Source organism: Fictibacillus fluitans (assembly GCF_030418125.1).
GTDB classification, from domain to species: Bacteria; Bacillota; Bacilli; order Bacillales; family Fictibacillaceae; genus Fictibacillus_C; species Fictibacillus_C fluitans.
In genome coordinates this window covers 212858-231876 of the sequence record NZ_JAUHTR010000007.1, presented here as the reverse complement: position 1 = coordinate 231876, position 19019 = coordinate 212858, and the positions used below count along the sequence as shown (strand labels likewise).

Below are 19019 nucleotides of genomic sequence, written 5' to 3'. Positions count from 1 at the left end.
TGACAAATGCAAACAGCAGCAACAGTTTTATTGGTAATTGTTTCGATCGCTCTTATTGTAGTCGTTGTTCTTCAATCTGGCCGTTCGGCAGGATTATCAGGAGCGATTACTGGTGGAGCCGAGCAGTTATTTGGTAAACAAAAAGCCCGTGGAATGGATGCCGTCCTGAGCAGGATGACGATTATTCTCGCCACATTGTTCTTCTTGTTGGCGATTGCGGTAGCTTATTTCATTTAATGATACCCCAACAGCAGGTGAATTTTTCACTTGCTGTTTTTATTTTTTCACCCGGCAGTTTGAAAGCTTTTTCCAATAGGGATATGGTATGATTTTTTACGGACATTATAGGGTAACTAATGATAAAAAAGGTGATAATATGATTGGCTGTCTTTGTCTTCATGGCTTTACCGGCAGTCCCTATGAAGTGGAGCCGGTTACCCGCTATCTAGAAGAACATACCGATTGGCAGATTTCGGTGCCAACCTATCCGGGGCATGGAGAACAATTGATGCTGAAGGGGATCACACACAAGCTTTGGATCGATGAAGCAGAGCGCGCCTTTCTGGAATTGCGGAAAAAGAGTGACACGATTTATATTCTCGGTTTCTCCATGGGCGGAATGATCGGCGGTTATCTTGCCTCCAAGTACGGATGCGACAAGCTTATTCTGCTCAGTGCGAGCGCTTATTATATGAACCCGGCACAAATGGTGAAAGACATCAAGGACATGATCGTAAAAGGCGTGCGGGGAATGCTGAAGGACGATGAATTGTACCTGAGATACCGGAAAAAGTTTATGGATACTCCGCTTTCCGCCACGTTCGAATTCCGTAAGCTCGTCAAAACGCTCAAGCCCTCGTTTTCTGAAATTGATGTCCCTACGCTGATCATCCAGGGGGAGTGCGACGGGCTGGTGCCGCGTAAAAACGCCGAATATATTTATAAAACCATACCATCGGAACAAAAGAAGCTTTGTTATTTAAAACAATCAAAGCACATGATATGCCATGATGTGGATCTGGAAGAGCTGATTGAAGAAGTTTTTCAATTTTTAATGGAACCAACGAAGTAAGGGAGAGTAAGCATCGTGATGAAAATTACAGCACCAAAACCATTTATGTTTGAAGGAGGAAAACGGGCGGTATTATTATTACATGGCTTTACCGGCAGCTCTGCGGACGTTCGCATGCTGGGCCGTTTTCTGCAGAAGAAGGGGTACACCTGCCATGCGCCACAGTATAAAGGGCACGCTGTCCCGCCGGAAGAACTCGTACATACAGGCCCGGATGACTGGTGGAAGGATGTCATGGACGGATTCAACCTTTTAAAAGAGAAGGGACATACGGAAATTGCCGTTTGCGGATTATCGCTGGGCGGTGTTTTTTCCTTAAAACTGGCGACCGAGCAGCCGGTGATGGGTGTCATTCCGATGTGCGCACCGATGCATGTGAAGAGTGAAGAAACGATTTACGAGGGTGTGCTCGAATACGCCCGGGAATACAAAAGCCGTGAAAACAAGACGGAGGAGCAAGTTGATCAGGAGATGGAGGCGTTTAAGAAAACCCCTATGGATACCTTGAATGGCCTGCAAAAGCTCCTGGGTGATGTGCGAAATTCCATTGACATGGTATACGCACCTACGTTTGTTGTACAGGCTAGACATGATGAGATGATTAATACGGACTCTGCCAATATTATTTACAATGAAGTGGAAAGCGACCTGAAGGATTTGAAATGGTACGAAGAATCCACTCATGTAATCACGCTTGGCAAGGAAAAGGAACAGCTGCACGAGGATGTCTACACCTTCCTTGAAAAGCTGGACTGGTCCGTGGAGTAAGCTGAAACTGATTTTATTCAGTTTTACCCATAAGGAGGAGATGTAGTGGATAAGCAGAAACTGCTTTCATTCATGAAAGATGAAGCGTATAAACCACTGACTGTTCAGGAGCTGGAAGAGGCTTTTGATCTTCAGGAAGCGGATGATTTTAAAATTCTGGTTCGCACGCTGAACGAGATGGAAGACGAAGGGCTTGTGGTCAGAACAAGAACGAACCGGTACGGTCTTCCCGACAAAATGAATCTTGTAAGAGGGAAGGTACAGGCCCACGCAAAAGGGTTTGCTTTCGTCATCCCTGAAACAGGAGAAGGAAAAGACGTATACATTTCACAGGGTGAGATGGGCAGTGCCATGAACAATGACGTGGTGCTCGTACGTCTTAACACCAATTCAAAAGGCTCCCATCCGGAAGGCACCATTATCCGCATTCTGGAGCGCGGTGTAACGGAAACCGTAGGAACATTCCAGCAGAGCCGCAGTTTTGGGTTTGTCGTCGCTGATGACAAGCGGATCCCAAATGATATTTTCATTCCGGCTGAAGGGGTAAACGGTGCGATTGAAGGCCATAAAGTGGTTGTGAAAATCAACAAGTATCCTGAAGGGCGGAACAGTGCAGAGGGAGAAGTCATCCACATCCTCGGCCATAAAAACGATCCGGGCGTGGATATCCTTTCCGTCATTTTCAAGCACGGGCTGCCAAGAGAATTTCCTGAAGAAGTGATTGAGCAGGCCAACAGTGTGCCTGATACCATTGATCCAGCAGATATCGAAGGCCGCCGTGATTTGCGCGACCAGACGATCGTAACGATCGATGGAGAAGATGCAAAGGACCTGGATGATGCCGTAAATGTGATCAAGCTTGATAACGGCAACTATAAACTCGGTGTTCATATCGCCGATGTCAGCCACTATGTTACGGAAGGTTCACCGATTGATGTGGAAGCGTTGGAACGGGGAACAAGTGTGTACCTCGTGGACCGTGTTATTCCAATGATTCCTCACCGTTTGTCCAACGGGATTTGTTCCTTGAATCCGCAAGTGGACCGCCTGACACTATCATGCGAGATGGAAATCACACCAAAAGGCGAAGTGATCAAGCATGAGATTTTCCCGAGTGTCATCAAAACCGTTGAACGGATGACGTACACGAATGTAAGGAAAATCCTTCAGCGTGAGGACGACGAAGTCTTAAAACGCTATGAATCCCTTATTCCGTTTTTTGATGGAATGGGCGAACTGGCCGAAGTATTGCGCAAGCGCCGTTTTAACCGCGGTGCGATTGACTTTGATTTCAGTGAAGCACGCGTCATCGTGAACGAAAACAGCGAGCCGCAGGAAGTTGTGCTTCGCGAACGATCAGTAGCAGAACGCCTGATCGAGGAATTCATGCTGTGTGCCAACGAAACCGTAGCCCAGCACTTCCATAAAGCTGATCTTCCGTTTATGTACCGGATTCATGAAGACCCGGATGCAGAGAAGCTTCACCGTTTTCTCGAGTTCATCGCCATGTTCGGCTATGTGCTGAAAGGCGGAGTGGAAGACATTCATCCGCGTTCACTTCAAAAGCTGCTTGAAGAAGTTAAAGGCGAGCCGGAAGAAATGGTCATCAGCAAAATCATGCTTCGATCCATGAAGCAGGCGAAATACTATCCGGAAAGCCTGGGCCACTATGGACTGGCGACTGAATTCTATACACATTTTACCTCACCGATCCGCCGTTACCCGGATTTGATTGTTCACCGGTTAATCCGAACGTATCTAATCAATAAAAAGACCGATCCAAGCACGGTGGAAAGATGGAAGGGGCAGCTTGAGAAGATTGCCAAGCATGCGTCTGACAGAGAACGCCGCGCGGTGGATGCCGAGCGTGAAACGGACGATCTGAAGAAAGCAGAATTCATGCAGGACAAAATCGGGGAAGAGTACGAAGGCGTAATCAGTTCTGTAACGAATTTCGGATTGTTTGTTGAACTTCCGAATACGATTGAAGGACTTGTGCATGTAAGTTACCTGGCTGATGATTACTACCGCTATGATGAGAAGCATATGGCCATGATCGGTGAACGCACAGGGAATGTCTTCCGAATCGGAGATGAACTGTCTGTTCGCGTCATCAATGTGAACCTCGACGAGCGTGCCATTGATTTTGAAATCGTCGGGATGAAGGGAACACCTCGCAAACGGGGCAAAGACCGTCCAAAAGTCATCGAAGGCGGAGAACGTAAACGAAAAACACGCCGTCCGGAAGCGGATCGCGGGGACAAAGGCGGCTCAACCAAAGGCAAGAAAAAGCCGTTTTATAAAGGCAATGTGACGAAAAAGAAAAAGAAAAACAAAAAGAGATAAACCGGTGCAGGGAAACGTCATGCAGCCTGCTGCTGTATTTGACGTTTCCTGACCAATTAAGTATAATTAAGGTTGCACTTGTTTTGGGGAGGTCATGAAACATGCCAAGAGGAGAAGGAAAACTTGTCGCTCAAAATAAAAAAGCGCGGCACGATTATCATGTGGAAGAAACCTTTGAGGCAGGCATCGTCCTCCAGGGTACTGAAATCAAAGCCATCAGGGCTGGCCGGATTAACCTGAAGGATTCATTCGCCCGTGTGCAAAATGGAGAACTGTTTCTTCACAACATGCACGTGAGCCCGTACGAACAGGGAAACCGGTACAACCATGATCCGCTGAGAACGCGCAAGCTTCTATTACACAAGAAGGAAATCGCCAAGCTTTTGGACCAGACGAAAGAGCAGGGATACTCCATCGTACCGCTGAAGCTGTACCTGAAAAACGGATTTGCGAAGGTTTTAATCGGCTTGGCCAAGGGTAAAAAGAACTACGACAAGCGTCAGGATCTCAAGCAAAAAGATGCCAAACGCGAGATCGAACGCGCCTTCAGGGACCGCCAAAAGGCATAAACTGGAGAATGCGCACGGTTGAAAAAACAGCGTAAAAATGCTATACTCTATTGTGTTGCTAACAACTGAATAAAAAGTTGCAGCAGCTTTAACTTCCCGTAAGTTTCACCCCGGGATTTCTATCATGGGGACGTTACGGATTCGACAGGGATAGTTCGAGCTTAAGTTGCGAGTCGAGGGGGTCGGCCTCGTTAAAACGCCAACGCCTATAACTGGCAAAACTAACAACAACCTAGCTTTAGCTGCGTAATAGCACTTTAGCTGATCCTCCCTCCATCGCCCATGTGGTAGGGTAAGGGTCTCACTCTTAGTGGGCTACGCCGGCTGTCCTCCGCCTGAGGACGAAGGAAGAGCACAATCAGGCTAGCACTTCAAACGCCTGTCGACAGGCAGCTGAAGTCGCGAAACGCTAATATGTCGACTACACTCGTAGAAGCTTAAGTGCCGTTATCTTTGGACGTGGGTTCGACTCCCACCGTCTCCACCAATACATACTGTTGGTGGTTTTTTTATTTCTGTGACTTAATAGCATTCTGATAAAACATAATTGAAAGCCTAAATCAAAAAAAGAGAGATGCCCAGAGCATTTCTCTTTTTTTATTGATAGAGGATATGGTTTTAGAAGGATATGATCAGGTATCAGCAGAATATAGCTTTAAAAAGGTCAGGCGATAATTAAAAAGCACGAGGGGTTAAGGATATGAAACAATCGGGAACGCTATACTTTTTCTGTGGAAAAATGGGGGCAGGAAAATCAACTAAATCTAAACAATTGGCGATGGAAAAGCATGCTGTACTGTTGTCTGAGGATGAATGGATTTCATCTCTTTATCCCAATCTGGTCGAATCATTTGAGGACTATCTAAAATTTTCCGCTCAGCTAAAACCATTGTTGAAAAAGCATATCCAAAACATATTAAGTGTGGGTACAGATGTCGTGATGGATTTTCCAGGTAACACGAAAAAACAGCGAAAGTGGTTTTTGGATATAGCAAAAGAGGTCCATGCAAGTCATCAACTAATTTTCCTTAATCTAAATAACGAGCAATGCTTACGTCAAATTGCACAAAGACGTATCGAACAGCCTGAAAGAGCATCTTTTGATACAGAAGCGGTATTCATTCATGTTACTAATTTTTTTGAACCACCAGAGGCATCTGAGGGTTTACATATATTAGAGTTTCGTTAAAGCAATAACAAGTGTTCAACTCAGTGTTGTAGAAGCAGGTACGTACCCAAAGGTTACAAAATATTAGCACCAATTAGTAAATAGTAGAGTTGCATGTGAGCGGTTTCCATTGAGTCAAAACCCGAGAATACCTTATATTTTTAAACGCAAAAAAGCCTAATGTTCCATTCCGGAATTTTAGGCTTTTTTGATTACATCTTCGCTAACTTTTCTTCTTTATGAATATCTTCAGTGCCCGCATCCATTGCTGTTTTATAATAGGAACATTTATGCTGGATGATCTCCATTGTCTTTTTCAGCTCTTCCATCTGTGCTTCCACATTGGCTTTTCGCTCAATAAACATGTTATATCGTTGTTCCAGAGTGGAATCTCCCTCAGAGCACCAGTCAATGAAGGTTTTGATTTCTTTAATCGGCATCCCGGTGGATTTGAGGCATTCAATGACTTTTAACGCGCCGATGTCGGTTTCTTTAAACAGTCGATTTCCGTTTGGTGTTCGTTCTACAAAAGGCATAAGTCCCTCTTTGTCGTAGTAACGCAAAGTATATACGGTAAGGTCCAATTCTTTTGCAACTTCGCTTATGGTATAGGTCTTCATCACTTATCTCCTTGTCTGGATATAGACTTCGAGTTAACTCTATGGTTTGGAAAATTCTATCACTGAATTTATCTCATGTCAAAGACACTCAGGAGGGATGTGTAAATAGTTTTTAAATATAGGATGTAATTGCTTGACCTAGAGTTAACTCTAAGGAATACCATGGGGTTACAAGAGAAAAAGATCTCTTGAAACTATACATACTTGGAGGTTCTTTCATGATAACTGCTAAAGCAAGAGCTGTAGATGGTCCAGACACTCCTTTTCGCGAAGCTGAAATTAATCGGCGCGACCTTGATACAAATGATGTTCTAATTGAAATTAAGTTTGCAGGCATCTGCCATTCTGATATCCATACCGCTCACGGCGAATGGGGCGAAGTGAATTATCCGCTCGTTCCAGGGCACGAGATTGCCGGATTTGTAACAGAAGTAGGAGCAGAGGTTACCAAGTACAAAGTTGGTGACAGAGTAGGTGTTGGATGTATGGTCGACTCCTGTGGTGAATGTGTGAACTGCCAAAAAGGAGAAGAGCAATACTGCCTTAAAGGTAATGTTCCTACCTATGCAGGTGTTGATAAATACGGAGAGCCGACACAGGGTGGCTATTCTACCCATATCGTAGTAACCGAAGACTTCGTCGTCAGAATTCCTGATAACATCGAGCTTGACGCAGCGGCACCATTGCTTTGCGCGGGAATCACGACGTATTCTCCATTACAGCATTGGGGAGCGGGCCCAGGCAAGAAAGTAGCGGTTGTTGGTATGGGCGGCCTTGGTCATATGGCAGTCAAAATTGCACATGCGATGGGCGCTGAAGTTACGGTTCTGTCCCAATCACTAAGCAAAAAGGAAGATGGTTTAGAATTCGGCGCAAAAGATTACTATGCTACAAAAGATCCGGAAACCTTTCAGAAGCTTGCCGGAACGTTTGATCTGATTATCAATACGGTAAGTGCAAAGATTGACATGGATGCTTACTTCTCACTGCTTACGCTTGACGGTACGCTTGTAAATGTCGGTGCGCCTGCAGAGCCGCTTGAAGTAAATGTGTTCTCTTTGATCGGTCACCGCCGTTCATTTGCCGGCTCCATGATCGGAGGCATTCGTCAGACGCAAGAGATGCTTGATTTCTGTGCAGAGCACAACATTGCTCCTAAGATTGAAGTGATCTCAGCTGACCAAATTGACGAAGCCTATAAGCGCGTACTGGCTTCTGATGTTAAGTATCGTTTTGTTATTGACACAAGCACAATATAAGTTGCGTCCTAAGAAGTCCCAAATGGGGCTTTTTTTTTTGTTTTAAATCTTCCAGAGATAATCGACAAATACGATTCATATGTCGGATAACCATCAAATCGGACATATTTAGCGATTGATTGTCTGTTCTTACCTTTTATAAGATAGACATATGTTGCTTAATCAACAGTAATTGCTAAAAGGTTTGGAGTGTTTAATCATGGTTAATCGCAATAGCCTGTTGATCTTCATTTTGACTGTAGGTGTCTTTGGTATTTTGAATACCGAGATGGGGGTAATTGGGATACTGCCCGATATTGCAGAACACTTTAATGTCAGCATTTCAAAAGCGGGGTGGCTGGTGAGTTTCTTTGCTCTTGCCGTTGCGCTATCCGGCCCAACGCTGCCGTTATTGTTTTCGGGTATCAATCGCAAAAATGTGATGTTGCTTGTATTGTGTGTTTTTCTTGTGGGCAATATTGTATCCATCTACACGTCAAATTTTAACGTTCTGTTAATTGCCCGCGGAATACAAGGTCTGTTTCATCCCATCTATTGTTCATTGGCCTTTTCAGTTGCCGCTGCTTCGGTCAGCAGGGAGGGAGCGCCAAAAGCGGTTTCCAGAGTGTTTATTGGCGTATCAGCAGGGATGGTCGTCGGTGTGCCGGTTGTAAGCTTCATAACCAGTGTCACTTTTTTGCAGACGGGGATGAGTTTCTTTGCGGCTGTTAATGCATTAGTCCTCATTGCTACATGGCTGTATGTGCCGTCGATGCCCGTTAATGAAAAACTTCATTATGGATCGCAATTGAAGGTATTGAAAAAATCCATCACCTGGTTTTCCGTAGTGGCTGTTATTTTATTAAATGCATCCGTCATAGGGGTATACAGTTATCTTGCTGAATACCTGAAAACCGTGACAAATATGTCTCCGAATATCATAAGTTTAACGTTATTCATTTATGGCGGAGCCAATATTATAGGAAACATTGTGGCAGGAAGGCTGCTTACACAGAGGGCCATGAAATCAGTGGCATCTTTTCCTTTTGTATTGGGAGCCGTTTATATTATTTTATTTTTCACAGGACAATTTACGGTGCCCATGGCGATCGTCACTTTCATTTGGGGCATATTGGCCGGGGTGGGGGCCAATATCAATCAATATTTGCTTTCAACCGCAGCTCCCGAAGCTCCGGATTTCGCCAATGGTTTATTTTTGTCATCCTGCAACATAGGAGCTACCTTTGGAGCAGCTATGGGCGGTTTGTTTATAACAGAGATGGGTATCCAATATGTTGTAATGGCGGGGATCCTGTCATTGGTTTTGAGTGTGGCCGCCATATTCTTAAGGAATTACAAGCATGTGCCAGCACAGCAACTTTCCAGGTGAAATTCTAAGCATTCGAAAAGGCCAGGTGTTTCTCCGGCCTTTTCGTTATGTTTTTAAAGAATTCTCTCTAATAAAATTCCAAGTTCTCTTGCTATCGTTTTAGGAGGGGACGGCATTCCATCCTTTAGCCATGATTCCAAAACTCCTACATAAGCATTTGCGGCGAATTTAACCACCACATCATCACTCAGACCTTCACTTTTTCCGTTTGTTTTTTGCAGCTCATCTTTGAACCCGTCCATCACATACTCCAGGAATTTACTGCGAAAAGAGGGAGCAGCACCTTTGCTGGCCAGCATCGTTGAAAAAAATAAAAAATGCTTCTCAAAGTATTCAAAAAAGATCTGAGTGGCATCAATCCATTCCTCCTGGCAGGCCCATTCATCTGTCTCCTTAAGCTGGTTGATATGTTCTTCCACCATCTTTTCCAGCAAATCGTATTTATCCAGGTAATGAAGATAAACCGTGCTTCGGTTCACATTTGCCCGGTCAGAAATATCCTGAATGGTTATGTTATCAAAATCTTTTTCGTTCATCAGTTCAAGAATTGACTTTTTTATCGCCTCTTGAGTTTTGGCAATTCTTCTATCTACTTTAGGCATTGTCCTGCCACCCCTTCTAAAATTTATAATCAATACGTGCTTCATTGATGGATAAACAACAAACTTGATGAATTTGTTAATTAAACAACAAATAACACTTAATTAACGATTGAATGCATATTACACCTATATATAATTATAGACAGATGTTGATTAATCAATCAATGATGTTTTTATGTGAGTTCCTTTACTCAATAGAGGGGTGAATAGGATAAAGATGAACAACACCTGGAAGATATACATGCTTGCCCTGGTTACCTTTATGGTGAGTACATCGGAATATGTAATCGCAGGTATTTTGGATAAAGTGGCAGTCTCGAATGATGTTTCGGTATCAGCGGCAGGTCAGCTTATTACCGTATTTGCTCTTGCTAATGCGTTAGGATCGCCGCTTGTCGTGATGGCAACCACGAAAATGAACCAGCTTAAATTATTGATGCTTTCACTTGTTTTAATGGTGCTCGGCAGTACAATGACGATTATCATGCCGGGCTTTGGTTTCCTTATTGTTTCACGTGTCGTCCTTGCTCTGGGCAGTGGAGTCTTTGCCATTGCTGCCAAGACGGCTGCAGCAAAATTAGCAGCGCCGGAAAAACAGGCAGGAGCGATTGGGACCATCATCCTCGGGTTTAGTGCTGCCATTATCATCGGCGTACCTATTGGTCGCCTTATCGCAACGGTTTACAACTGGAAGATGATTTTCGTCGGCATAGGCATTCTCAGCTTACTGGCAATCCTTCTTATTATCCGTACCATTCCTGCAACAGCTAATGAGACTGTCGTACCGCTCGGCAGGCAGCTCTCTCACTTGAAAAACCCGAAAATTTTAATGGGTCTCGGTGTCACGTTCTTTTGGCAGCTGGGATATGGGGTAATGTATTCCTATATAGCGCCCTTCCTGTTAACCGTTACCTCCATGACCGGAAAAGAAGTAAGCGGAGCCCTGTTTGCCTTTGGTATCGCTACCTTAATAGGTTCCAAGTTTGGCGGGTTCATGACAGACCGGATCGGTAACCGCAGGACGCTAATCGGCGGACTGGTTCTCCACGTCACGGCTTTAGTTCTCCTGTCTACGATTGCCAGCTCCGCATGGGCTGCGATTCCGCTGCTGATGCTTTGGTCCTTTTCGGCATGGTCATCGGGTCCGGGTATGCAGTATAATCTGATCCGGCTTGCCCCGGAAGCGTCAGGGATCATGCTGAGTCTTTATGGCTCCTTCATCCAGCTGGGCATTGCGGCCGCCGCCGGAATGGGCGGTATTGCTGTAAAAAGCCTGTCGGTACAGGCGGTCAGCTGGCTGGGAGCTGTATCGGTCGCTATTGCCGTTGTAATGGCTTGGTTTTCGCTGAGTCCAAGCATCAAAACAAGGGCTTACGAGAAAGCTATTTCACGATAAAAGTAAAGTAAAAGAAAGCAGGGACAAAAGTGAAAAATGAACATTTAAGAAACAGTACCGTTTTTCCGTTAGGGCAAAAAGCGGATGCAGCCAATTTTATCGGTGATGCCTACCTGCAGATGGTGTTTACCGATCCGGAACCACTCAATACCGCAATTGGAAATGTAACCTTTGCTCCGGGAGCGCGCAATAACTGGCATTCTCACAACGTTGGACAGGTTTTACTGGTCACAGGCGGAGAGGGCTGGTATCAGGAGGAAGGAAAACCCGCTCAATTATTAAAATCAGGCGATGTGATTAATATCCCGCCCCAAGTAAAACACTGGCATGGTGCCACAAAAGACAGCTGGTTTGTTCACTTGGCCCTTACACCAGGAGAAACCGTCTGGCTGGAAGCTGTCGATGAAGAAGCATACAGTAAGCTGCAAGGCTAAGGTTTTAGAAGAAGGCTGCCCTCTCAAATCATGGAGGCCAGCTTTTTTTATTGACAATTCTGGGAACAAGGTTGACATCTTTCTGGTAATCCCATAAAATTAAACACGAGATTGATAATCATTTTCAATTGATGGATTGATATAGATTACAGGTAGGGTTTAAGAGGAGGCTTCAATGATGTCCAGGCTGCACGCTGAAAATTTGACGGTTACATACGGTGAAAGAGATATAGTGAAGAATCTCGGAGTTTCCATTCCGGATGGACAAATTACGGCGATTATCGGGCCTAACGGATGCGGAAAGTCAACGCTTTTGAAAACGTTGTCCCGCATCCTGAATCCGAAAACCGGCATGGTGTATCTTGACGGGAAGGGGATCAGCAAGGAACCCACGAAGAAGATTGCCCAAAAGATGGCGATTTTGCCTCAGTCCCCTGACGCACCAGAAGGACTGACAGTTGGTGAGCTTGTTTCCTACGGAAGATTTCCCTACCAAAAGGGCCTTGGAAAACTTACGAAGAAGGATTATGAGGTCATTGACTGGTCCCTGCAGGTTACCGGCATTCATGAATTTAAGGACCGCCCGGTCGATGCCCTTTCAGGCGGACAGCGCCAGCGGGTATGGATCGCGATGGCATTGGCGCAGGAAACAGACATCATCCTTTTGGATGAGCCGACCACGTACCTTGATATGTGCCACCAGCTGGAAGTTCTTGAACTGCTGGACCACCTGAACAGAGTGGAAAACCGAACGATTGTTATGGTGATTCATGACCTGAACCACGCTGCCCGCTTTGCTCATCACATGGTGGCCATGAAAGACGGTTCCATTATCAACGAGGGGACAGCTGAAGAGGTGATGACACGCCAGGTGCTTCGAAACGTTTTCAATATCGATGCCGAAATCGGCATGGACCCAAGAACGAGAAAGCCCGTGTGTCTGACATACGATATCATAAAGCCTGTAGAACTGGTTGGGAACCTGGCGTAATCTTGCGCCTTTCTTTTTTACCTTCAATTGAGAATGATTATTATTGCTAATTATAGGGGGACTCATAAGATGAAGAAGCATACAAAGAACTGGTTGATTGGCCTGGTGGCCGTCGTTCTTATGCTGGCATTGTCAGCTTGCGGCAATAAATCGGAAGAAAACGCCGATTCTGGTAAGAAGGAATCCAAAACAAGAATCTATAAAGGCGAAAAGGGCGATGTGAAGGTTCCGGCCCATCCAAAGCGTGTGGCCATGATGGCAGCAACGTATGCTGGAAACCTGCTTGAACTTGGCATCACGCCAGTAGCTGTTAACGAATATCCGAAGCAAAACAAATTTTACGGAAACAAGCTGGACAAGGCTGAAGTTGTAACAGCCGATTCTTATGAAAAGCTTCTCGAGCTGGATCCTGATTTGATCATCACCTACTCTGATGATAAAAACCTTAAGAAATACAAAGAAATTGCGCCAACCGTCACGATGACGTACGACAAATACGACTATTTGGAGCAGCACGTTGAAATCGGAAAAATGGTAGGTAAAGAAAAGGAAGCCAAAGCATGGGTAAAAGAATGGAAGAATGAAGCCGCTGATGCCCGTGAAAAAGTACAATCTGCCATCGGTAAAGATAAAACGTTTATGGTCATGGAAGCCTATGGTAAAGATATGTATGTGTACGGAAAGAACTGGGGACGCGGAACAGAGGTTATTTACCAGGCGCTGGGCTTAAAAGCACCTAAGAAACTGGAAGAGGATGTATTCGGTCCTGGCTGGAAAGCCATCTCTACAGAAGTGATTCCAAAATATGCAGGCGACTACATTTTTGTAGGAACCGGTTCAGGCAATCCGGACAACTCCTTTATGAAGTCCAACGTATGGAAAGAGCTTCCTGCCGTGAAGAACGGACATGCGATCAAATTTGATTCTGATTCGTTCTACTTCAATGACCCGATTTCCCTTGAAAAAGAACTGGACTTTGTCGTAAAAGAGCTGACAAAAAAGAACTAAATTGCGAATAGAAAAGGGTAGCAAGCTATGTTCAAAACAAAAACGAAACAGATAAAAGATCATACTGTATATTCCCGGCCGACAGCAGGAAAAGCCATCCTGCTGCTCGGCCTTGTTCTGCTTCTGGTAAGTATCGGAGTAGCCATATCGGTTGGAGCAGCGAAGATTAACGTGTTAACGGTTTGGAATGCCATTTTAAATTATGATCCTGGCAGAGAGGCCGACCGCATTATTGTCAGTCTTCGTTTGCCAAGAGAGCTCGGAGCAGCAGTGGTTGGGGCAGCCTTTGCCGTCAGCGGCGCGATCATGCAGGGGATGACCCGCAATCCCCTTGCCGATCCCGGACTTCTCGGCTTGAATGCCGGCGCAAGCTTTGCTCTTGCCTGTGTGTTTGCCTTTTATACAGGAGCGGATTATTTAACGGTTATGCTGATTTCCTTTATTGGTGCCGGTATTGGAGCGGGAATGGTGTTTGGCCTGGGATCCATGAGAAGAGGCGGACTTTCCCCGATCCGGATCACGCTTGCCGGCGCCGCAGTTTCTGCCCTTCTTTCGTCACTGGGACAAGGCATCGCGCTATATTTTAAGCTTTCACAGGACCTTGCGTTTTGGACGGCCGGCGGGGTGTCGGGCACCAGCTGGACACAGCTTAAGCTCATCGTTCCCGTGGTTTTGGTGGGAATTGTGGTCGCTGTTCTGTTTTCAAGGCAATTGACGATGCTCAGTTTTGGGGAAGAAGTCGCCAGGGGACTCGGGCAGAATACGGTGCTTACGAAAATGGTTCTGATGACGTTGGTGCTGATTTTGGCTGGTGCAGCTGTATCGCTGGTGGGTGCCATTGCATTTGTGGGATTAATGGTTCCGCATATTGTCAGGTTTTTGGTTGGCACGGATTACCGCTGGATCATTCCCTGTTCCGCCATATTCGGAAGTGTGCTGATGGTTTTGGCCGATACCTTCGGACGAGTGATCAATGCACCTTATGAGACTCCGGTTGGAGCGGTCGTCGCGATGATCGGCGTTCCGTTCTTCCTTTATCTTGCGAGAAGGGGGGGAATGAGCCGTTGATGAATCCCGGTCATGCAAAAAAGGTAAGAGTAACAACCATTTCCGCGATTGTATTGCTGATCGCAGTATTTATTATCAGTGTGGCAACCGGCTTTGCCTCTTTAACTCCCACGGAGCTGTTTTGGACAATTTTCGGACAAGGTACACCAAAACAGGACCTTATTTTATTTGAGTTCAGGCTGCCGCGTATCATTGTCGCCGTTCTGGCAGGAATGGGACTTGCGGTATCAGGTGCCCTTCTTCAAAGCTTAACGAAAAATCCGCTATCAGATCCCGGCATCCTCGGTATTAATGCCGGAGCCGGATTAATGGTCGTCGTTTACATCATGTTCTTTTCTGTGGAATCATCCAGTTCGCTGTACATACTTCCGCTTTTTGCTTTGGCAGGAGGCGGAGCAACCGCAGCAATCATCTATATCATGTCTTATAAAAAAGGCGAAGGGGTTGAGCCGGCCCGCCTTGTTCTGGTGGGTGTCGGTTTGGCTGCCGCTCTTTCAGGAGCAGCCCTGACCCTCGCGACCAGACTGGATATGGAGAACTACGCGTTCATGGCCAACTGGCTTGCCGGGCGAATTTGGGGTGATGATTGGATTTTCGTCCTTTCATTGCTTCCCTGGATTTTGTTGCTTCTTCCAATCTCCATGGTGAAATCCAACGTATTGAACATGCTGAACCTGAACGAAAACGTTGCGATCGGGACCGGTGTAAACGCGGGAAGAGAACGGATTGTGCTGATCACTATTGCGGTTGCGCTTGCCTCGGCATCAGTGGCCGTCAGTGGCGGTATCGCCTTTGTCGGCCTAATGGCTCCTCATATCGCAAGGTCACTTGTCGGTCCGCGCCACCAATCCTTTTTACCGCTTGCCGCATTGATCGGAGCGGTCCTGCTGCTTGCCGCGGATACGATCGGCAGAGTCATTTTGGACCCGAGCGGCATCCCTGCCGGAATTATCGTAACTTTAATTGGAGCGCCATATTTTATGTATCTGTTGGCGAGGAAATAAGCATTGGCATGTTTCTCAGGGTTTGCCTGAAAGTCAAAAATTGACCTTCAAGCGGCCCTTTTTTGCGTAAATAGGCTTCCTGAAAAGTTGATTGTAGTGGAAGGTGCGAGACTCCTCGAAAATGAAGAACACATTTACTTCGTGCGATGCATCGCTGCCGAAGCATTCCTTGTCCTGTGGGGATAGCGTGACAGGTGAGACTACTTAGGCGCTTGCGGCAAGGAGGCTCACCGCACGCCCCACGGACAGCGAGCGGCCTGGATCGAAAATCAACTGCTTCCAGCCTTCTTGGACAGGATGTAAAAGTTGACTGGATCGTTTGATTGCCATATTATTATGTAGACCGATCACTATAATTTTGAGGTGTAAACGTTGGCGAATAAAAAGGAAAGCACGAGGAACTGTATATTAGGGACTGCTTCCCGCCTGTTTCAATGCCAGGGTTACCATGGCACGGGGTTGAAGCAGATTATAGAGGAAAGCGGAGCACCGAAAGGATCCATCTATTATCATTTTCCAGATGGCAAAGAAGAGATTGCACTTGAAGCCATTGAATTAATGAAACAGCACGTTCTGGACTCTGCAAAAAAGGATTTAAGCGGCAAAGCAACTGCGGTAGAAGCCTTTGTGCATCATATTGAGAAGGTTTCTTTTTTATTTGATTCAAAGCAGAAGACCACGGGATTGCCCATCGGACTGATCGCTTCGGAAACAGCGGAAACCAATCCAAAGCTCCGGGAAGCATGCCATTCCGCTTTTTCAAACTGGCAGTCGTTATACGCTGAGGTTCTGACAGGGTTTGGATTTGATGACAATAAAGCAGCAGATCTGGGTGTGACCTTGAATGCGCTGATTGAAGGAGGCTGCATTTTATCGATGACGGGCGGCAGTGGGGAACCGTTGCGTTCGATCTCAAAGCAAATACCGTTTTTGCTTACGAATGAAGACTAGTATAGGGGGAATTACAACATGGCATCTGATTCGCAAGTGACCGCAGGTGAAAGCGGCCTTGAACATATAAAAGCAACACCCGTTATCATCACGTTTGTGGTAGCCGGGTTTATCGGGTTATTCAGTGAAACAGCGTTAAATATGGCGTTAAGCAACTTGATCCATAGTTTGGGCATCAATGAAACGACAGCACAATGGCTGACAACAGGGTATTTGCTTACACTCGGCATCCTTGTTCCTGTATCCGGCATGATCCTGCAATGGTTCACGACCAGGCAACTGTTTATCACTTCACTGATTTTTTCAATTATAGGTACGTTTATTGCTGCAGTCGCCCCTTCCTTCAGTGTATTGATGATCGCACGGGTTGTGCAGGCGCTTGGAACAGCATTGCTGCTGCCGCTTATGTTTAATACGATCTTATTCATTGTGCCGCCGTATAAACGGGGGAAAATCATGGGGATTATCGGCCTGGTAATCATGTTTGCACCGGCAGTAGGACCTACACTGTCCGGCTTGATTCTTAAGAGTCTGACTTGGCATTGGATTTTCTGGATATCGCTTCCGCTGTTGGTGATGGCCCTGATTTTTGGACTGTTTTTTATGCAGAATGTAACAACGCCAACAAAGCCGAAAATTGATTTGCTTTCCATCGTGTTATCGACTCTTGGATTTGGTGGAGTGGTGTATGGATTCAGTTCTACTGGGGAAAGCGGTGGCTGGAGCAGCACACCGGTCATTATTGCTCTCGTCGTTGGTGCAATTGGACTCCTTTTGTTTGTCATTCGCCAGCTGAACATGGAACAGCCGATGCTGAACCTGAGAGCTTTTCGCTATCCGATGTTCTCATTGGGTGTGCTGATGGTGATTGTATGTATGATGGTTATTTTGTCTTCCATGATCCTTTTACCGCTTTATCTTCAGACTTCTTTGGCGCTAAGCACATTTGCCGCAGGGCTTCTTCTCCTGCCAGGAGGGGTCATCAATGGTCTTTTGTCCCCAGTTATGGGAAGCCTTTTTGACAAATTCGGACCGAAGTGGCTTGTGATTTCCGGTTTAGTGATTACGCTCGGGTCGATGCTGGGCTTTTCAAGAATCACATTGAACACGACTTCTGTAACGATTGTCATTCTTCACATATTAATGATGATTGGAGTTTCCATGGTGTTTATGCCAGCACAAACGAATGGCTTAAATCAGCTTCCAAAGGAACTGTATCCGGACGGAACCGCGATCATGAACACCCTGCAGCAAGTGGCAGGGGCAATCGGAACCGCTGTTGCCATTTCCATTTTGTCTTCCGGGGCCCAGCGCTATATGGAAACGAACGATGATAAGACCAACGCGTTGAATCCGCTGCTCGCTTTTACAGAAGGAGTACAGCAGGCATTTATATTCGGGATTATCATTACAATCGTCGGTTTGATCATTTCAATCTTCATCAAGCGTGTAAAAGTATATCGAGAAGTGTAATTTTGTTTAGGGGCTGTCCAGAAAGTCAGTAAAAATGACTTATGGAAGCTCCTTTTTCGTTTGACAGCATTGAGTTGGGTCATCCTCTTCCTTTATAAGTTACTTGGAGTGGTGGGTGCGAGACTCCAGCGGGAAAAGCGGGACAGATGAGACCCCGCAGGAGCTTGCGACGAGGAGGCTCAGCGCCCGCCCGCGGAAAGCGAGCGACTCGAAACGGAAAGTAACCCCTTCAAGATCTTCAAGGACACTTATTGGATACCCCCTTTTTATTTCTCATCAAATTCTAATCTTTCTCCAAAGTTGTTCTAATGTGGCATGGGTAAGATTTAACCATAACCAACAAGGAGGAATAAATGATGAAAAAGAAAACGAAAATGATGACCGGTGCATTGGCTTTATCTCTTGTAACAGGAGCTGGCGCATACAGCTATACCGCACATGCGGCCAATTCAAATTCAAGTGTGGACGAAGAGGAAGCTGTATCCAAGGCGCTGGAGAACGAAAGCGGTACCCCTGTAAGCTTTGAAACAGATAAGGAAAATGGTAAAGAATTTTATGAAGTGAGCCTGCAAGGAAAAGAAAACGAATCTGAAGTGACCATACAGACGGACACGGGAAAAGTGGTTTCTGTGGAGAAAGAAGCGCTTGAAAAGGATGACGCCGTCTCGTCACCAAAGATTGATTTAATGGAAGCCGCTAGAATTGCACAGAAAGAAGGCAAAGGAACCTTATCGGAAATAGAGTTGGACAATGAGTCGGGGAAGCTTCTGTATGAAGCGGAAGTAAAAACTAAAACAAAGAAAACCGAGCTGGCGATTGATGCGAATACCGGGAAAGTGATCAGCATGGAAAGTGAAGCCGCAGATAAGGATGAAGATTAAGAGATAAAGGAAGTTTTACCAATAATCTGGAGCTTATCAT

General features: G+C 45.8%; 19 protein-coding genes and 1 other RNA gene. 18 read left to right on the top strand and 2 right to left on the bottom strand.

The genetic code is table 11. From position 1 onward, the window contains the following. The first annotated feature begins 6 nt into the window (after positions 1–6). From secG to QYB97_RS14785, 7 genes are all read left to right on the top strand, one after another. Positions 7–237 (top strand): preprotein translocase subunit SecG, encoded by a 231-nt coding sequence (gene secG / locus QYB97_RS14815; RefSeq protein WP_301166775.1) that lies wholly within the window; start codon positions 7–9, stop codon positions 235–237. A gap of 139 nt (positions 238–376) precedes the next feature. Beyond that, complete coding sequence (locus QYB97_RS14810; RefSeq protein ID WP_301166774.1) at positions 377–1072, top strand: alpha/beta hydrolase; 696 nt, start codon at positions 377–379, stop codon at positions 1070–1072. A gap of 15 nt (positions 1073–1087) precedes the next feature. Beyond that, positions 1088–1840 (top strand): alpha/beta hydrolase, encoded by a 753-nt coding sequence (locus QYB97_RS14805; RefSeq protein WP_301166773.1) that lies wholly within the window; start codon positions 1088–1090, stop codon positions 1838–1840. A gap of 45 nt (positions 1841–1885) precedes the next feature. Then, complete coding sequence (gene rnr / locus QYB97_RS14800; RefSeq protein WP_301166772.1) at positions 1886–4186, top strand: ribonuclease R; 2301 nt, start codon at positions 1886–1888, stop codon at positions 4184–4186. A 101-nt stretch (positions 4187–4287) separates the two neighbouring features. After that, positions 4288–4755: an SsrA-binding protein SmpB gene (gene smpB, locus QYB97_RS14795; protein ID WP_301166771.1), complete on the top strand. Its 468-nt coding sequence runs from the start codon at positions 4288–4290 to the stop codon at positions 4753–4755. A gap of 126 nt (positions 4756–4881) precedes the next feature. Continuing rightward, positions 4882–5242: a transfer-messenger RNA gene (gene ssrA, locus QYB97_RS14790) on the top strand. A gap of 213 nt (positions 5243–5455) precedes the next feature. Next, entirely contained in the window at positions 5456–5944 is a 489-nt protein-coding gene (locus tag QYB97_RS14785) for a P-loop nucleotide/nucleoside kinase family protein (protein ID WP_301166770.1), read from the top strand. Between the two features lie 191 nt (positions 5945–6135). Here QYB97_RS14785 and QYB97_RS14780 read toward each other — a convergent pair whose 3' ends face one another. Next, complete coding sequence (locus QYB97_RS14780) at positions 6136–6543, bottom strand: MerR family transcriptional regulator (protein ID WP_301166769.1); 408 nt, start codon at positions 6541–6543, stop codon at positions 6136–6138. 218 nt (positions 6544–6761) lie between these two features. On the opposite strand from QYB97_RS14780, the gene QYB97_RS14775 reads away from it, so the two are divergent. Together QYB97_RS14775 and QYB97_RS14770 are read left to right on the top strand one after the other, a co-directional pair. Further along, positions 6762–7802 (top strand): NAD(P)-dependent alcohol dehydrogenase, encoded by a 1041-nt coding sequence (locus tag QYB97_RS14775; RefSeq protein ID WP_301166768.1) that lies wholly within the window; start codon positions 6762–6764, stop codon positions 7800–7802. A 199-nt stretch (positions 7803–8001) separates the two neighbouring features. Further along, a complete protein-coding gene (locus tag QYB97_RS14770) occupies positions 8002–9171 on the top strand; it encodes an MFS transporter (RefSeq protein ID WP_301166767.1) in 1170 nt (389 codons plus the stop codon). A gap of 53 nt (positions 9172–9224) precedes the next feature. Here the strand turns inward: QYB97_RS14770 and QYB97_RS14765 are convergent, their stop codons facing one another. Continuing rightward, positions 9225–9773 (bottom strand): TetR/AcrR family transcriptional regulator, encoded by a 549-nt coding sequence (locus QYB97_RS14765; RefSeq protein ID WP_301166766.1) that lies wholly within the window; start codon positions 9771–9773, stop codon positions 9225–9227. A 217-nt stretch (positions 9774–9990) separates the two neighbouring features. Between QYB97_RS14765 and QYB97_RS14760 the strand changes: the two genes are divergently transcribed. From QYB97_RS14760 to QYB97_RS14720, 9 genes are all read left to right on the top strand, one after another. Continuing rightward, positions 9991–11169, top strand: a complete 1179-nt coding sequence (locus tag QYB97_RS14760; protein ID WP_301166765.1) for an MFS transporter — start codon at positions 9991–9993, stop codon at positions 11167–11169. A gap of 29 nt (positions 11170–11198) precedes the next feature. Beyond that, positions 11199–11603, top strand: a complete 405-nt coding sequence (locus tag QYB97_RS14755) for a cupin domain-containing protein (RefSeq protein ID WP_301166764.1) — start codon at positions 11199–11201, stop codon at positions 11601–11603. Positions 11604–11781: 178 nt separating this feature from the next. Then, a complete protein-coding gene (locus tag QYB97_RS14750; protein ID WP_301166810.1) occupies positions 11782–12594 on the top strand; it encodes an ABC transporter ATP-binding protein in 813 nt (270 codons plus the stop codon). 69 nt (positions 12595–12663) lie between these two features. Continuing rightward, the gene (locus QYB97_RS14745) at positions 12664–13602 is read left to right on the top strand and encodes an iron-hydroxamate ABC transporter substrate-binding protein (protein ID WP_301166763.1); all 939 of its coding nucleotides are present in this window, start codon (positions 12664–12666) and stop codon (positions 13600–13602) included. A gap of 27 nt (positions 13603–13629) precedes the next feature. After that, the gene (locus tag QYB97_RS14740; protein ID WP_301166762.1) at positions 13630–14670 is read left to right on the top strand and encodes a FecCD family ABC transporter permease; all 1041 of its coding nucleotides are present in this window, start codon (positions 13630–13632) and stop codon (positions 14668–14670) included. Next, a complete protein-coding gene (locus QYB97_RS14735; protein WP_301166809.1) occupies positions 14670–15674 on the top strand; it encodes a FecCD family ABC transporter permease in 1005 nt (334 codons plus the stop codon). Before QYB97_RS14740 ends, QYB97_RS14735 begins: the two co-directional genes overlap by 1 nt. A 372-nt stretch (positions 15675–16046) precedes the next feature. After that, positions 16047–16625 carry a TetR/AcrR family transcriptional regulator gene (locus QYB97_RS14730; protein ID WP_301166761.1) on the top strand — a complete coding sequence of 193 codons (579 nt, stop codon included), beginning with the start codon at positions 16047–16049 and terminating at the stop codon, positions 16623–16625. An 18-nt stretch (positions 16626–16643) separates the two neighbouring features. Continuing rightward, positions 16644–18098, top strand: coding sequence for a DHA2 family efflux MFS transporter permease subunit (locus QYB97_RS14725; protein WP_301166760.1), 1455 nt, complete (start codon positions 16644–16646; stop codon positions 18096–18098). A gap of 353 nt (positions 18099–18451) precedes the next feature. Then, entirely contained in the window at positions 18452–18979 is a 528-nt protein-coding gene (locus QYB97_RS14720; RefSeq protein ID WP_301166759.1) for a PepSY domain-containing protein, read from the top strand. Positions 18980–19019: the final 40 nt, after the last annotated feature.

Coding starts and splice junctions, on each gene's coding strand:
- secG (WP_301166775.1), top strand. CDS start 7: ATGCAAACAGCAGCAACAGTTTTATTGGTAATTGTTTCGATCGCTCTT.
- QYB97_RS14810 (WP_301166774.1), top strand. CDS start 377: ATGATTGGCTGTCTTTGTCTTCATGGCTTTACCGGCAGTCCCTATGAA.
- smpB (WP_301166771.1), top strand. CDS start 4,288: ATGCCAAGAGGAGAAGGAAAACTTGTCGCTCAAAATAAAAAAGCGCGG.
- QYB97_RS14785 (WP_301166770.1), top strand. CDS start 5,456: ATGAAACAATCGGGAACGCTATACTTTTTCTGTGGAAAAATGGGGGCA.
- QYB97_RS14780 (WP_301166769.1), bottom strand. CDS start 6,543: ATGAAGACCTATACCATAAGCGAAGTTGCAAAAGAATTGGACCTTACC.
- QYB97_RS14775 (WP_301166768.1), top strand. CDS start 6,762: ATGATAACTGCTAAAGCAAGAGCTGTAGATGGTCCAGACACTCCTTTT.
- QYB97_RS14770 (WP_301166767.1), top strand. CDS start 8,002: ATGGTTAATCGCAATAGCCTGTTGATCTTCATTTTGACTGTAGGTGTC.
- QYB97_RS14765 (WP_301166766.1), bottom strand. CDS start 9,773: ATGCCTAAAGTAGATAGAAGAATTGCCAAAACTCAAGAGGCGATAAAA.
- QYB97_RS14760 (WP_301166765.1), top strand. CDS start 9,991: ATGAACAACACCTGGAAGATATACATGCTTGCCCTGGTTACCTTTATG.
- QYB97_RS14750 (WP_301166810.1), top strand. CDS start 11,782: ATGTCCAGGCTGCACGCTGAAAATTTGACGGTTACATACGGTGAAAGA.
- QYB97_RS14745 (WP_301166763.1), top strand. CDS start 12,664: ATGAAGAAGCATACAAAGAACTGGTTGATTGGCCTGGTGGCCGTCGTT.
- QYB97_RS14740 (WP_301166762.1), top strand. CDS start 13,630: ATGTTCAAAACAAAAACGAAACAGATAAAAGATCATACTGTATATTCC.
- QYB97_RS14735 (WP_301166809.1), top strand. CDS start 14,670: ATGAATCCCGGTCATGCAAAAAAGGTAAGAGTAACAACCATTTCCGCG.
- QYB97_RS14725 (WP_301166760.1), top strand. CDS start 16,644: ATGGCATCTGATTCGCAAGTGACCGCAGGTGAAAGCGGCCTTGAACAT.
- QYB97_RS14720 (WP_301166759.1), top strand. CDS start 18,452: ATGATGAAAAAGAAAACGAAAATGATGACCGGTGCATTGGCTTTATCT.